This window comes from Prevotella sp. oral taxon 313 (assembly GCF_003043935.1).
GTDB lineage: Bacteria > Bacteroidota > Bacteroidia > Bacteroidales > Bacteroidaceae > Prevotella > Prevotella jejuni.
Genome location: NZ_PYXE01000001.1, coordinates 3,215,639 through 3,228,660, shown reverse-complemented (window position 1 = coordinate 3,228,660; position 13,022 = coordinate 3,215,639). Strand labels below are relative to the sequence as shown.

Sequence of the window (13,022 nt, the reverse complement as noted above, 5' to 3'; positions counted from 1 at the left end):
ATGAGTCTCACCGCAAACACGCAACAGAAATTCACTTTTTAGTAGGTTAAAGAGTGTACTATGATACATACTATCTGTATTTGAACTACTAACAACACTATTTTCCAAGCTTCAAAATGACTTTTAAGATAATGAACTACGAAAAAAGGGATGTGTCTTCTGATTGACACATCCCCTTTCTTTCGCCTATCCACTTATGTTTATTGCAAAGAGAAAATCTTCCAGATGCTATAGTTCACACCGTTGTCATAAACATCTTCGCCTTCATGTTGCTTTAACTTCTTTACTACACGGATAGTGATAGGCAAGGCTATCACCTCATAAAGCGTCTTTAACACTACCTGCCAAAGCATTAATTTTGGCAATTCAGGGGTAGGAACAACACCACCCAACGCCAATGGAAAGAAGATAAGAGAGTCAAGGCTCTCACCAGCAATGGTACTCAAGATGGCACGCCACGAGAAATGACGACCTCCATCACGTAGTTTCATCTTACTCATTACGTAGGCATTAGCGAATGACCCTACGATGAAAGCTACGAAAGAGGCTGCTGCCACACGTGGAGCAAGGCCAAAGATAGCATGGAAGCCAGCTTCGTTTGTCCAATAAGGTGCACCCGGTATCCAGTCGCATAATGCTCCCATCGCCACGAAAAAGAAGTTCATTGCAAAGCCCGTCCATATTAACAGACGTGCTTTTTGGAATCCCCACACCTCACAAACACAGTCGTTGATGATGTAAGAGATAGGGAAAACGATGAGTCCACCCGTCAATGAGATACCTAATACAGAGATTTGCTTTGTCTCGAGCGTGTTTGCTGCAATAAGGCAAACGCAGAAGAGGATGCTGAAAAGCATAAACAGCACACTCACTTGTTGTCTACTTTTTGTCATTGTCTTGTTTTGTTAAAGGGGGTTGAGCAAGTACCCCTATTCAATTAAGCGGCTGCAAAGGTACACATTAATATTGAAATAACTCTAAATAATACAAGAAAAGAGAGAGTGTGCTAAGTTATTGTTCTATCAGAACAGACACTCTAAGCATCTGTAAGACCAATATCTTAACACACTCTCTATCATGTATTATAGCCCTAATCGTGGCAATATAGGCAATATAAGTCTAAATGTAGCAAATTACTATATTACCCTTTTTACACCATCGGAGCTTAATCCTCCCAAGGAGTGAACTCAATTTCGCCCCATTCACTTTCCTTAGCTTCGAAACCACCTACGCCATCAGTGGCTCCACTATCACCTGGTTGTGAGTTCGAGGACTCTACAGGAACACCGCTCTGGTTACCGAAATGGCCATCAAGGATATCACCATTTACATTCAAAACCACCACCTCACATTGAGGGGTTAAATATATCTTCTTCATGACTTTATCCTCCTTTGATTATTTAATTACGACCTTCTTACCATTAACAATGTAGATTCCGCGTGTTGGATTCTCTACACGACGACCCTGTAAGTCATAGTAAACACCATCATCAGTGCTATTCTTTGAGTTTTCGATAGTCTCTATACCAGTTGTACCACCGTCCTCAAACTCTAAGACAAAGCTCTTTGCCTGTGCTTCAGTGCTGGTAAGGACAAGGAATGCCTTGTTGCCAGGGATATTAGTAACATTATTCTTCACCTTATAGAAACCTATTGGGTTTCTGCTATCAGCGGTGTTGATATTGAAAGCACGGATGTTATCATGCGTTACATTGTAGTCATTTCCTGCACCATCCTTCACTGTCATGCCATTGATAGAGCCTCCAAAGAATGTTCCACAGAGACGGTTATTACTTGTCTTAGGTTTTTCATCACCCGTAGGCAACAACTGATTGTCAGCAGGATTCGTAGAGTTACACTCCAAAACAACGGCGGTCTGAGCTGGAACAGTATCGCCTTGCTGAGCAAGCTCCTTCACTTTAGCGAAGTAATAACCTTGAGCATTCTTAGCATCAACGCCCTCAATGGTGTAAGCTTTTACGTCACCAACTATCTTGAAGGGGAAGTCCACATACAATGTAGTGTAATACTTGCCATCTCTACCCTTCATGTTAGCAGAAGGCTTAACACCAAAGTAGTTTGTATCATCAACCTTTTCAAGGATCCACATAGCAGCATCTCCTGTCACAGGGAGCTCAGGACCAAAGTATTCGTCCGTAGTATTATTATTGACAAAGTCGAACTTTGCCTCCGTTCCGTCATATTCATTATGTGCTGTCCCTGTCGGATTAGCAGGGTTATAGGCTGTTCCTGAAGGGTCAACCTTCTTTAATGCACCAGAGATAAGATAGTAAGTTTGCCCCTGATTGATACGATTTTCTGCACGTGTAGTACCAATATAATGCTTTATGATATTTACTATATCAGCATTGGCATTTGGACTACTTTCTATCTTTGCTAAGGCAAGGCGTTCTATTTCATACCATACATCGTCTGGATTGCCACGGTCTAAAGCTGATTTCAAGTTAGGATAGCTATCAAGAGCACGACCTGCAAATATCCCATAAGTATGCCAGAAATCACAGATTGGTTGCATGGAAGGAACCGTTGCAAACGCATAATAAGCAGTACGTCCATCAGATGTGGTAACAGGCTTTAAGTGCATCTTCAAGTCCCATTGTCCAATCACACTCGTATTAAATAACCAATAAGCCATGCTACTCATAGAAGCATCAAGCTTTTCATTCAGCTTGTCTTTCACAGCTTTCTCCACCTTTTCAATCGCATCATTCAAATAATCATTGATGACATCAACACCTTGAGAGCGAAGAGTTGTCACATTAAGCCTGCTTGCGTCTTTGTCGTCAACCTTTGTTTTAAGGTGAATTACAGTACCAGGCAACGTAGTTGCTTCAGCCTTAGTGGCATTAGGCTGTGCCGCAATTTTACCCGTTACATAAACATACTGCTTGCCATCGGTACGCTGACGAGCATTTACAATACGATAATAACCATCATCTGGTTTTGTTACAGTAGCTGGTGCTTGTGCTGACGCAGCCACAGAAAAGAATCCTAACACAAGTGTCAGGACTGAGTGTAAATGTTTAACCATAAGTTTTATATTATATAAGAGTTTATTTAGCTTACATGTTTTGTCTCTTTAATTTAGCTGTGCAAAAATAATACTTTATGTAAATAGCAATACAAAACAGTATGTATTATTAATAAAAATTCATCATAATGCAACTTTATGTCATTCTTTTTCGAGTACATTTACATAACTTTTATAGATTAAAGTATTTAAGACATATATTAACCAGTCGTGTTTATATTTCTGAAATTTAATTTACTATAACCGAATAAACCGTATGATCAACTATTTTTCATGCTCGCCTAATATATCACTTTACGCATAAAGCGAGGGTAAACGCATAAAAAAACATAATTATTCATGGTGATAAGCAGAAAATCAGTACTTTTGTAGTCTTATCAAAGAATAATTAATTATGAAGAAGATTATTTTAATATCAATGTTAGCTACGGCTGTCTTCACCGCTAATGCACAAGACACCAAGCCATACGAGGAGAAGATGTCTCAAATAGAGGCGCAGTTTAAGAAACTTGAAGCTGACTATCAGGCATTCGGAAAGAAAGATCCTTCAACCCTCACCGAGGCTGAGAAGGCAAAGATTAGCGAGATTATCGCTAAAGCAGATTCGCTTGGTAGCGCACAGAAGAATGCTGTCTTAGAGATAGCAAAGAAATTCAAAGACACAAAGTTCCCTGCAAAATATATTGCACAGGTGATGTATGACGTTGAATATGACGAACTAAAAGACCTTTGCGACCCAAAGACAGGCTATTATAATGAGCCTGAGATGGCCAAACCAAAGCAACTCTTTGAATCTTACAAATTACGTCAACCTGGTTCAATGTATAAGGATCTTACCATGGAAGACCTCAATGGCAAGCAGGTTAAACTGAGCCAATGGGTAGGTAAAGGTAAGTATGTATTGGTTGACTTCTGGGCAAGCTGGTGTGGTCCTTGCCGTAAGGAAATGCCAAATGTCGTTGAGGCTTACAAGCGTTTCAAGGATAAAGGCTTAGAGATTATTGGTGTTAGCTTCGACAGTAAGAAGCTACAATGGTCTGCAGCAGTAGAGAAGTTAGGTATGACTTGGCCTCAGATGTCCGACCTTAAAGGCTGGGAGTCAGCTGCAGCTGCCGTTTATGGCATCCGTAGTATTCCTTCTAACATCCTCATTGACCCACAGGGTAAGATTGTGGCAATGGACCTTAGAGAGAATAAACTACAGGAGGTACTGGCTGAGAAATTGAAATAAAGAGACTGTAAAAAGGAATTACTGAATAAGAGGCATTGCCTGAGAATATTCAAGCTCCCTTTTGAGGGGATATGAGTTCCTATTACACACTCCGAGAAATTACAACCTTATTAATATAAGAAAGAACCCTATCTAACTCTACTTATGAGTTTAGATAGGGTTCTTTTAGTATTATTGCGTTTTTATCTAACCGATAAGTATTGTTAAGTAGAGGATTGTATCACTCGTTCCTCACTATATATTCATCTCTTCCTAACAACACATTACAAAGTATTTAGTAGTCAGCACCACACGTGCTAAGTCTGCGTACGTATGTAAGAAAGGGTAAAGACCTTCCAGCATAATCACCATCAATATAGCGAAACATCAACAACTTACCTCTAAACAATAAGTCCATCAGACCATACTAAATAAGGACAAGCAACGCTCCCTTCAACAGTTCCGTCGTTGCTTTAGTTCAGAAAAAGCCTTCCGAGGCAGAGTTAAAGATGCTATTAGAGCAAGGAATAGATATACCCCACAAACACTGCCGTCAGTATAGCACCTTCCCATCGCTCAATCTTATATTTCGTAAACGAAAAGAGCCATATAAGGATGATGGAGATAACCATCATGGAAAGGTCGGTCATCGTAATTCCCTTTAATGTCATTGGACTTATCACGCCCGTAAGACCAAGGATAGCAAGGATATTAAACACATTCGAACCGAGTACGTTACCTATCGCTATACCACTATTCCCTTTGCGAGCTGACACAACACTTGTAGCCAGTTCAGGGAGAGAAGTTCCTCCTGCAACAATCGTCAGACCGATAACTGCCTCCGACACACCAAGCTTTGTTGCCACTGCTGTAGCACCATCAACAAACAGATTACTACCTCCTATCAAACAAGCCAGCCCAACAAGAATCCATACAACAGACAGCCAAGTGGCCATCGACTTCTTTTCTTTTTCCTCTACATCAGTCCCTTGCACCTTTGCTCCTCGAAGGGTTATATACATAAAGATAAGGAACATCACAAAGAGAATAGCTGCATCAATCCTACTAATATCCCCGTCAAGACACATTATCAATAGTAAAGCAGAGGCAACAAGTGCAAAGGGAATATCCTTCCGTACCGTTGTCTTCATAATAGACATTGGTGCCACCAAGGCTGACACACCAACTATAAGCAGCGTATTGAAGATATTTGAACCAACAATATTACCCACTGCAAGGTCGGATGTACCTTTCAAAGCAGAGATAAGACTCACACAGAACTCTGGCATACTTGTCCCCATTGCAACAATGGTCAGCCCAATAACAATCTGCGGCATCTTCATCTTCTCCGCAACAGCCACTGCCCCATCTGTCAGTCGGTCAGCTCCCCACAACACAAGGACTATCCCGATGACTATAAAAAGAATATTTAGTATCATTAAATCGTACTATATTGAATAACTAAAAACAAACCTAAGGAATAGCACTCGTCATTTTAACATCTTACGACGGTCAAGTATTTTAATGTTCCTACCGTCGATTTCTATCGCACCCTCCTTCTCAAAGTCGGACAGAACACGTAGCAAAGAGAACTTCTGAATGCCAAACGAGTCGGCTATCTCCTGCCGTGACCGCTCAAGATGTACCTCATTGCTACCCTGCTCTCCAGCACGCTCCATCAGAAGATAAGCCACCTTCTCACGAACAGTGAACAGGCTAAGTATCTTCATCTTCTGTGTTAAGAACACGTCGATGTTTGAAAGAATACGAATAAAGTTCATTCGAATAACATCATCGACATCAATGAGCCGCTTCAACTCCTCTGGACGCATACGAAACAGCTGTACCTTCCCATCTGTCTCGACACTCACTGGTAGACTCCTATCCTTTGAAAAGATGAAAGCAGGAGCTACCATATTGCCACTATGTAGTCGACTTACCTCAACCTGCTTGCCTGAGAGTGCAGCCATACGGCATACAAGCCTACCTGTCACCACGATGTCTACATACTTGCAGGGCATACCTGCCAAGGCATATACCTCATGCGAAGGTAGCGAAACAAGCTGGTGACTAACGTTACCTAACGTCAGGTCTATCTCTATCTCACTCATTCCTGCAAAAAGCGGACAGGAACGGAGTGCTTTCATTACTTTGTCTTCCATGTTACAAAGTTACGAAGTTTCTTGTTATTCCTATAGATTTAACTTTATTTAATTCATGTTGGACACATTTGTTACCCTCGTTTCTGCTTGATAATGATTACATTTGCAATCGTATTAAACGAACAAGATAAATAGAATAATAATGGCACAAACATCATTTCAAACCACAATTCCATTCCAGTCATGGGACCTTGACCTACTCGTAGACTACGTTCTGAAATTCCATCATCGTAACATACGCAGAAAGGGAGAGGACCTCGCTGTAAGACTAAACGCTCTTGCAGGCAGTCACCCAGAACTGAATCGTGTAGCAGACCACTTTCGCAATAGTGTTGCCGACCTTGATATGCACTGTCAGAAAGAGGAGAATATTCTCTTTCCATACATTATCGACATCTTCAACGCTGCAGAGTATGGCCAAGAACACGCTCCTTTCCACTGTGGTTCTATTCAGTTTCCTATCAATGCGATGATGGCTGACCATAGTGAGGAGCTTGAACGGCATGAACGAATAGCAGAACTGACAAACGACTACACTGCTCCAGAAGGTGCTGAACCAGAATATGTACAGGCCCTTGCCGACCTCCGTCAGTTCCGTGACAATCTCCTTGAGCATGTCTATGTAGAAAATGAAATCATATTCCCAAGGGCATTAATGTTAGAATAAAACAATGAAAATCAAACGTGCTTACGCTCCGGTAGAAGATACCGACGGTTATCGAATCCTCGTCGACCGCCTATGGCCAAGAGGTATCAGTAAGGATAAGGCGAAAATCGATCTCTGGCTGAAGTTGGTTGCACCAAGTAATGACTTGCGTAAGTGGTTCGGGCATGACCCAGAACGCTTCCCTGAGTTCTCTAAACGTTATCAGGCTGAATTAGAAGAGAGCGGTGCCTTAGACGAACTACGTAGTGCTATTAAGGATCATCCTAACGCTACTTTGCTCTTTGCGGCCCATGATGAAGAACATAACAACGCTGTTGTTCTGCAGCATCTGCTTGAAACAAAGTAAGCATTTGCCCTATAACGCAAAAGAACAAAAGAGAAGTAACAAAAATAAAGGGGACAGACATCATCGTCTATCCCCTTTCTCTTTTTCACCATCTGACATCCACATTCTCTATGTCAGAGGTTAGTCCTTAACGCTTTAAGGTGAATGTCCTTACGTCTTTGCCTGTGTTAAGTTTCAAGATGAGAACTTTTGACTGAACACCAGACAGGTCTATACGCTGCTGATAACTGCCTTGCTGCAAGAGACTCCCGTCTGTTGAGAAAAGCTGATACGTCTGATACGTACCGTTAACAGTCAGTTCTGTACCGTTAACAACGGGTATCAGACTATCATCACTACCACTCGTAACATTGCTGATACCATCCGTGACAGGCTGTGCAAGCAACTTCACGATGATAGGCTCTGCTCCACGCGTTTGGATAAGTAGTGCGGCAGCGTGTGTCTTTGAGTCATTACTCTTAAAACCTACGGCCATCGCCCCACCTTCAAGGGGTAACTTCTCATGTGAAAGTTTAAAGTATTTCTTCTGAGTAGAAGGAGTCAAGGTGATAGTCACAGGTGCTGTCGTACGATCACTATATATATTAAGTGGTTGAGGTGTCATCTCCTGTCCTGAACGAAACACAAACTTAATGAAGTCATTATCAACACTTAGCTCTGGAAGGTCAGTACGTCCGAAGGTAACATCATCTATCATAAAGTTCAAGGAGGTCTCATTCCCACCTACTGGACTATAATATGAAAAGGCCACATGGAACTTATCATCAATGGTTAGTCCCTCTACCTTAGACAAGTCTATACGATAGTCAAACCACATATCAGGCTCAAGTTTGACGCCTGCTGGGACGTATGCTGATAGGTCTATATAATAAGGTGTAGCCTTACCGTCCTTCTCTGTAATGATATAGAAGCCGAACTGTTCCTCACCATTAGTCGTCTGATTGCGATACATCACACTGAAAGTAAGGTCCTTGCTTTGTGCTTTCTTATAAGAAAGTGTTGGAGAGATAAGCCAACTCTCATGCTCACGTTTGTCCACAACCCCATACTTTAAGAAAGAAATCTGTGCCACCTCGTTCTCTACAACGCTCTGGTCAGCATTCTTCTGTTGCCATGCATAGAATGGGCGTTCACCACGTACTGTAAGATTCTGCCAACCCTTCAAGCCAAGGATACGTGTATGACGCAAACCTGAGAAGGTCTCATCTAACACTGCTAACGGCTCACTGTCAGCTCCTTTCAACATAGCGTCTTCTATCTTATCGTATGTCTTACGTGCCTCTGCTGCATTCGGATTAATGGTCACCCCCTGCAGCTCTACAGGCTCAGAGGTGATAAAACGCACGAGTGTAGGACGATGAGTTCCCACAACAAACTTGCCGTCAACATCAGCTGCACCAACTGAACTCCAATGCCCACCACCATCTACAGAATATTCAGCAGTACACTTTGCAGCACTACCTACTGGTGACAACTGCAGTGTATTGACTCCATCGGCAACCAACTCATCGTAATAAAGCGTATCCTTTGCCGTCAACGTGACATTACTTGCACTGTTCCAATTACCATTAAGTTTCCAATAACCTAAGTCGAACTTATGATATCCCTTCCATGCAGCACCCGTAAAGCGACTGTCCATAGCACGGTCTGCAGTGAATTTCTCTACTAAGTCGGCTGTAGCTGCTACCTGTGAGACGCCCTTGAGCTTTATGACCAAGGTGTCAACCAAGACACTTGACACCCTCAACTCGGCCTCATATACCCCTGCCTCACGTGGTGCAAAGGTCACCTTTACAGGACTCTGATAAAGTTTTCCTGTCCTTGTTGCATAGTAATATTGACTTTTATCTATACGGAAGGGAGTGTTTACGCCATGTTTCAGCGCAAGGTTCACATTCGTAATGACATCATTAATCTCGAACTCAAGTGTCTGCTCGTCCGTCTTTCCTGGCGCAGCACTCATCTCACGAGCCTGTCCAGACTTTAGTTTAATCGTCGGAGTAGTACCAGCCTTCTTAAAGTATCCTGTCAAACTGAGCATTCCACTATTCTCTTCATCAGCTCCTGAGAAACGGAGTTTATAGGTATTACCACCCACATAGACACCTGCTGTCTGCGGTGTAATCGTTAGATTGGCTTTTAGTGTACCGTTCTTTGGTAGCTTCTCTACATCTAATTGCATTACAGAAGACGACTGACTACCAGAGAAATTAGGCACCTGCTCAGCTGCAAGATGCATACCTTGTAAGGCTACTGGGAACGACTTTGCTTGTCCCACCTCTCCTGTCATCGTACGATACTGTGGAAGAATGGCAACGAGTGGAGTCTTGTCTCTGTCTGACAAACGTAACACACTGAAATCATCCATACGAACTTGACTTCCTGGAGCTACCAAGAGTGAGAATTCTAAACGTACTGCCCCAGCCGGACAAACGGTACGGAATTTCAATTCGCCATACGCCTTCATGCGACCGAAATAGACCTCTGGGTTATGGATAAAGGCTTTTTCATTAGACTCAACTTCATTCCCTGCAGCGTCTAACCAGCGCAGAGCAAGACGGAAAGGCCCCTCCGTGCGACTACTCTCCATCGTACAATAATGTATCAAACACTCCAACTCGTCGCCTTCAGCGACTTCCTTCCCAGTACGTTTGAGGTCTATCACCTGCTTCAGATAGCCTTCAGCATCTGATGCAGTCATTATTCCTATACCGAAACCCGTGTCACTACTGTATCTATCCCCAGCCTTCAGCTGTGTAACCGTTCCTGCTGTCTCCCACTGTGCAGGCTTACCATTATTAAAAGAATAGAAATAAGGGTCCTCCAACAACTCTACCGTTGCTTGTTCAGCAGTAAGTTGACTTGCATGACTAACCGATCGAGAGATACCATTTTGTGCATACAACGTGTTTGTAAAACCAACTAAACAAAGACTTACAAACAGTTTTGCAGATAAGTAAAAATGCTTCATTGACATCTAATTATTGATTAACATACTGCAAATATAGGAATTATTCACATACAAACAAAGTTTTGTTACATTTTATTTGACTTTTGACTTATAATAATACCAATCTAAACTAAAAGGTGTATAAGCTCTCATTAATTATAAGCAAATGGTGGTACTATTAGGCTTATTAGTCCAATAGGACCAATAAGGCCTATGAGTCAATTTGTCAGTCACAACCGACAAGATGTCATAAAGGCGTTAATGGTACGCTCATTGCATATTAGTTGGTACAAAACATTAATAAACAAACAAAAGTAAAGGAGATTAAGATATGTATAGAAATTCATGGTTACCAGAGGTTTTCAATGACTTTTTGAACACTACAAATATGCCTAAGGCTAATCCAACAGCACCAGCTATCAACGTACTGGAGTCTGAGAAGGATTATGTTGTTGAACTTGCAGCACCGGGTCTGAGCAAAGAAGACTTTGATGTGAACATTAACAGCGATGGTGACTTGACCATTAAGATGGAAAAGAAAGCTGAGGAGAACGAGCAGAAGGCTCATTACCTCCGTCGCGAGTTCGCATATAGTAAGTATGAGCAGACACTGATCTTGCCTGATGATGTTCAGAAGGACAGTATCGCAGCACGTGTTGCAAACGGAGTGCTCACCATTACTTTGCCTAAGATTCAGGTAGAGGAGCAGAAGGTTGCACGCCAGATCACAGTGGGCTAAATACTCACTGTACCCCTGATGAAAGGTTGTCGTTCTGATGCGTTAAGCTGAGGAACCTTGATGAAATAGGTTAGTTATTGGTGAATATGCCCCCGGACGGAATGTGTTTGGGGGCTTTTTCGTGTCTATACATTAGCTTTTACGACTCAACTGGCTATCTATCATGCACTCAAAATACGAATGAAACCACCCCAGCAAACAACCTCTCCCCACATTGAAAGAACTCCTCTTACAAATTATTTTCATGAAAAAAAATATTTTCTTTCATGAAAAAAAATATTTCTTGTCACGTAAATAAATATTTCCACTCATGAAAATAATTCGATGATAACTTCCTTTCAGCCTTGAAAAAGTAAACTTAACATATATAGAAGTAGGTGAGAAGGACGAAAGAAAGCCACTATTATCTTCCTTAAAAACAATAGGAAAGAGTATAGTTTTTTAAGATAAACACTTGACAAGTTGGTTATTTATCCTTATATTTGTACCAGAATAAAATAAACTCGTACAAAGATAATGATGAAGACTACCTATACAATCACTTTCTTACTGGCTACGTTTCTACTCTCTTGCACGGGGAAAACCAATGGACAGATACAGCAGCCTACAGAAAAACCATCTACTGTCGAACAGACAACCATGGGTAATCAACAACGCTTGGCCCCACCACCTGGCTACGAAAAAGTAAAACTAACAGAGGGAACATTCGGTTATTTCCTACGGCATCTGCCATTGAAACCTGTGGGAAGTGACTTACATTATTATAATGGTAGCATCAAACGAAAGAACTACGCAGGTGCGGTTGTTGACATCGACTTTGGTCATGGGGAGGTAGAACAGTGTGCTGATGCTGTTATCTTCCTCAGAGCTTTATGGCTTTGGAGGACAAAGCAGTATGATAAAATCCATTTTAACTTCACCAATGGGTTTCGAGCTGATTACATCCGGTGGGCTAAAGGCGAACGAATCCATATTGACAAAAGGACTTGGCGATGCTCGTATAGCAAAGACACAGGACCAGACTATTCCTACAAGACATTCCGCAAATATCTAAATCTCGTCTTCACGTATGCTGGAACAGCCTCTCTTGAGAAGGAATTAGCCAACGTCACGGGTAAAGAACTGCAGGTTGGTGATGTGATTATCAATGGTGGTCATCCTGGACACACCGTTATTGTCGTAGACAAAGCTGTCAACAAGAAGGGAGAAGCCGTCTACCTACTTGCACAAGGATATACGCCTGCACAAGAAATAGAGATTTTCAATCAGTGGTTCTGTATCGATCCACAGGTAAAATACCTTGAGACTCCAAACTGGTACTTCCGTGGTAATTATGCTAAACACTTCTAATTAGCATTCGATACAGCTTAGAATAGAAAAATTAAAAGCACTGCGAGCGAACTCACAGTGCTTTTGTTTGTTTGTATTCTGACTTGAAAGCAATCTTACTTTCTGTCATCAACGTTATCGCCCTCGGTTGGTTTCATGTCTTCCTCAAAGTTTGTAATACCTGCTTTAACGAGGATTTCATACCACTGGAGGAGCTTCTTGATGTCACTTGAGTGTACACGGTCGCGATCGAAGTCAGGGAGAACCTCTGCGAAGTAGTCCTGCAACTCCTTAGCAGAAGCCTTACGCCAGTTAAGAGAAGCCACTTTGCCCTCCTCCTTGTCGCGTACCTTTGCCAACACCTCACCCAATGGGACATCATCAGACTCTGTGAACATAGCGATATCAGCAAGACTTGTCACACGGTCTGAGCCAAATGCTGGCTGACGCTTGTGTGTTTCATCGAGTGACTCAACGATAAGATTCATTTTACCACGGCTCACCAACTTATAAAGACCTGGCTTACCTGCGATTGAAAGAATTGTCTGTAACATTTTAATTTATTCT

At 42.0% G+C, this 13,022-nt stretch carries 12 protein-coding genes; 5 read left to right on the top strand and 7 right to left on the bottom strand.

Features of this window, described 5'->3' with window-relative positions; all coding sequences use genetic code 11:
- Window positions 1-200: 200 nt before the first annotated feature.
- The 3 genes from AXF23_RS12620 to AXF23_RS12610 form a co-directional block, all read right to left on the bottom strand.
- Window positions 201-893, bottom strand: coding sequence for a queuosine precursor transporter (locus AXF23_RS12620; RefSeq protein WP_107625541.1), 693 nt, complete (start codon window positions 891-893; stop codon window positions 201-203).
- Between the two features lie 272 nt (window positions 894-1,165).
- On the bottom strand, window positions 1,166-1,378 hold the full coding sequence (locus AXF23_RS12615; protein WP_009011549.1) for a hypothetical protein: 213 nt from the start codon (window positions 1,376-1,378) through the stop codon (window positions 1,166-1,168).
- Between the two features lie 18 nt (window positions 1,379-1,396).
- Complete coding sequence (locus tag AXF23_RS12610) at window positions 1,397-3,052, bottom strand: hypothetical protein (RefSeq protein WP_107625540.1); 1,656 nt, start codon at window positions 3,050-3,052, stop codon at window positions 1,397-1,399.
- Between the two features lie 394 nt (window positions 3,053-3,446).
- Between AXF23_RS12610 and AXF23_RS12605 the strand changes: the two genes are divergently transcribed.
- The gene (locus AXF23_RS12605) at window positions 3,447-4,283 is read left to right on the top strand and encodes a TlpA disulfide reductase family protein (RefSeq protein WP_107625539.1); all 837 of its coding nucleotides are present in this window, start codon (window positions 3,447-3,449) and stop codon (window positions 4,281-4,283) included.
- 494 nt (window positions 4,284-4,777) lie between these two features.
- On the opposite strand, the gene AXF23_RS12600 is transcribed toward AXF23_RS12605, so the two are convergent.
- Window positions 4,778-5,701: a calcium/sodium antiporter gene (locus AXF23_RS12600; protein WP_107625538.1), complete on the bottom strand. Its 924-nt coding sequence runs from the start codon at window positions 5,699-5,701 to the stop codon at window positions 4,778-4,780.
- A gap of 51 nt (window positions 5,702-5,752) precedes the next feature.
- Entirely contained in the window at window positions 5,753-6,424 is a 672-nt protein-coding gene (locus AXF23_RS12595; protein ID WP_089366448.1) for a Crp/Fnr family transcriptional regulator, read from the bottom strand.
- A 142-nt stretch (window positions 6,425-6,566) separates the two neighbouring features.
- On the opposite strand from AXF23_RS12595, the gene AXF23_RS12590 reads away from it, so the two are divergent.
- Both AXF23_RS12590 and AXF23_RS12585 read left to right on the top strand, forming a co-directional pair.
- Entirely contained in the window at window positions 6,567-7,091 is a 525-nt protein-coding gene (locus tag AXF23_RS12590; protein WP_089366449.1) for a hemerythrin domain-containing protein, read from the top strand.
- A 4-nt stretch (window positions 7,092-7,095) separates the two neighbouring features.
- Window positions 7,096-7,437, top strand: a complete 342-nt coding sequence (locus AXF23_RS12585) for a DUF488 domain-containing protein (protein WP_107625537.1) — start codon at window positions 7,096-7,098, stop codon at window positions 7,435-7,437.
- A gap of 127 nt (window positions 7,438-7,564) precedes the next feature.
- On the opposite strand, the gene AXF23_RS12580 is transcribed toward AXF23_RS12585, so the two are convergent.
- A complete protein-coding gene (locus tag AXF23_RS12580; protein WP_107625536.1) occupies window positions 7,565-10,408 on the bottom strand; it encodes a choice-of-anchor J domain-containing protein in 2,844 nt (947 codons plus the stop codon).
- A 310-nt stretch (window positions 10,409-10,718) separates the two neighbouring features.
- Between AXF23_RS12580 and AXF23_RS12575 the strand changes: the two genes are divergently transcribed.
- A complete protein-coding gene (locus AXF23_RS12575) occupies window positions 10,719-11,126 on the top strand; it encodes an Hsp20/alpha crystallin family protein (protein ID WP_009011541.1) in 408 nt (135 codons plus the stop codon).
- Window positions 11,127-11,645: 519 nt separating this feature from the next.
- Window positions 11,646-12,476 (top strand): DUF4846 domain-containing protein, encoded by an 831-nt coding sequence (locus AXF23_RS12570; protein WP_107625893.1) that lies wholly within the window; start codon window positions 11,646-11,648, stop codon window positions 12,474-12,476.
- A 95-nt stretch (window positions 12,477-12,571) separates the two neighbouring features.
- Here AXF23_RS12570 and AXF23_RS12565 read toward each other — a convergent pair whose 3' ends face one another.
- Entirely contained in the window at window positions 12,572-13,009 is a 438-nt protein-coding gene (locus AXF23_RS12565) for a DUF5606 family protein (RefSeq protein ID WP_009011539.1), read from the bottom strand.
- Window positions 13,010-13,022: the final 13 nt, after the last annotated feature.

Excerpts from the sequence above, each read along its gene's own strand:
- AXF23_RS12620 (WP_107625541.1), bottom strand. The coding sequence starts at position 893 with ATGACAAAAAGTAGACAACAAGTGAGTGTGCTGTTTATGCTTTTCAGC.
- AXF23_RS12615 (WP_009011549.1), bottom strand. The coding sequence starts at position 1,378 with ATGAAGAAGATATATTTAACCCCTCAATGTGAGGTGGTGGTTTTGAAT.
- AXF23_RS12610 (WP_107625540.1), bottom strand. The coding sequence starts at position 3,052 with ATGGTTAAACATTTACACTCAGTCCTGACACTTGTGTTAGGATTCTTT.
- AXF23_RS12605 (WP_107625539.1), top strand. The coding sequence starts at position 3,447 with ATGAAGAAGATTATTTTAATATCAATGTTAGCTACGGCTGTCTTCACC.
- AXF23_RS12600 (WP_107625538.1), bottom strand. The coding sequence starts at position 5,701 with ATGATACTAAATATTCTTTTTATAGTCATCGGGATAGTCCTTGTGTTG.
- AXF23_RS12595 (WP_089366448.1), bottom strand. The coding sequence starts at position 6,424 with ATGGAAGACAAAGTAATGAAAGCACTCCGTTCCTGTCCGCTTTTTGCA.
- AXF23_RS12590 (WP_089366449.1), top strand. The coding sequence starts at position 6,567 with ATGGCACAAACATCATTTCAAACCACAATTCCATTCCAGTCATGGGAC.
- AXF23_RS12585 (WP_107625537.1), top strand. The coding sequence starts at position 7,096 with ATGAAAATCAAACGTGCTTACGCTCCGGTAGAAGATACCGACGGTTAT.
- AXF23_RS12580 (WP_107625536.1), bottom strand. The coding sequence starts at position 10,408 with ATGAAGCATTTTTACTTATCTGCAAAACTGTTTGTAAGTCTTTGTTTA.
- AXF23_RS12575 (WP_009011541.1), top strand. The coding sequence starts at position 10,719 with ATGTATAGAAATTCATGGTTACCAGAGGTTTTCAATGACTTTTTGAAC.
- AXF23_RS12570 (WP_107625893.1), top strand. The coding sequence starts at position 11,646 with ATGAAGACTACCTATACAATCACTTTCTTACTGGCTACGTTTCTACTC.
- AXF23_RS12565 (WP_009011539.1), bottom strand. The coding sequence starts at position 13,009 with ATGTTACAGACAATTCTTTCAATCGCAGGTAAGCCAGGTCTTTATAAG.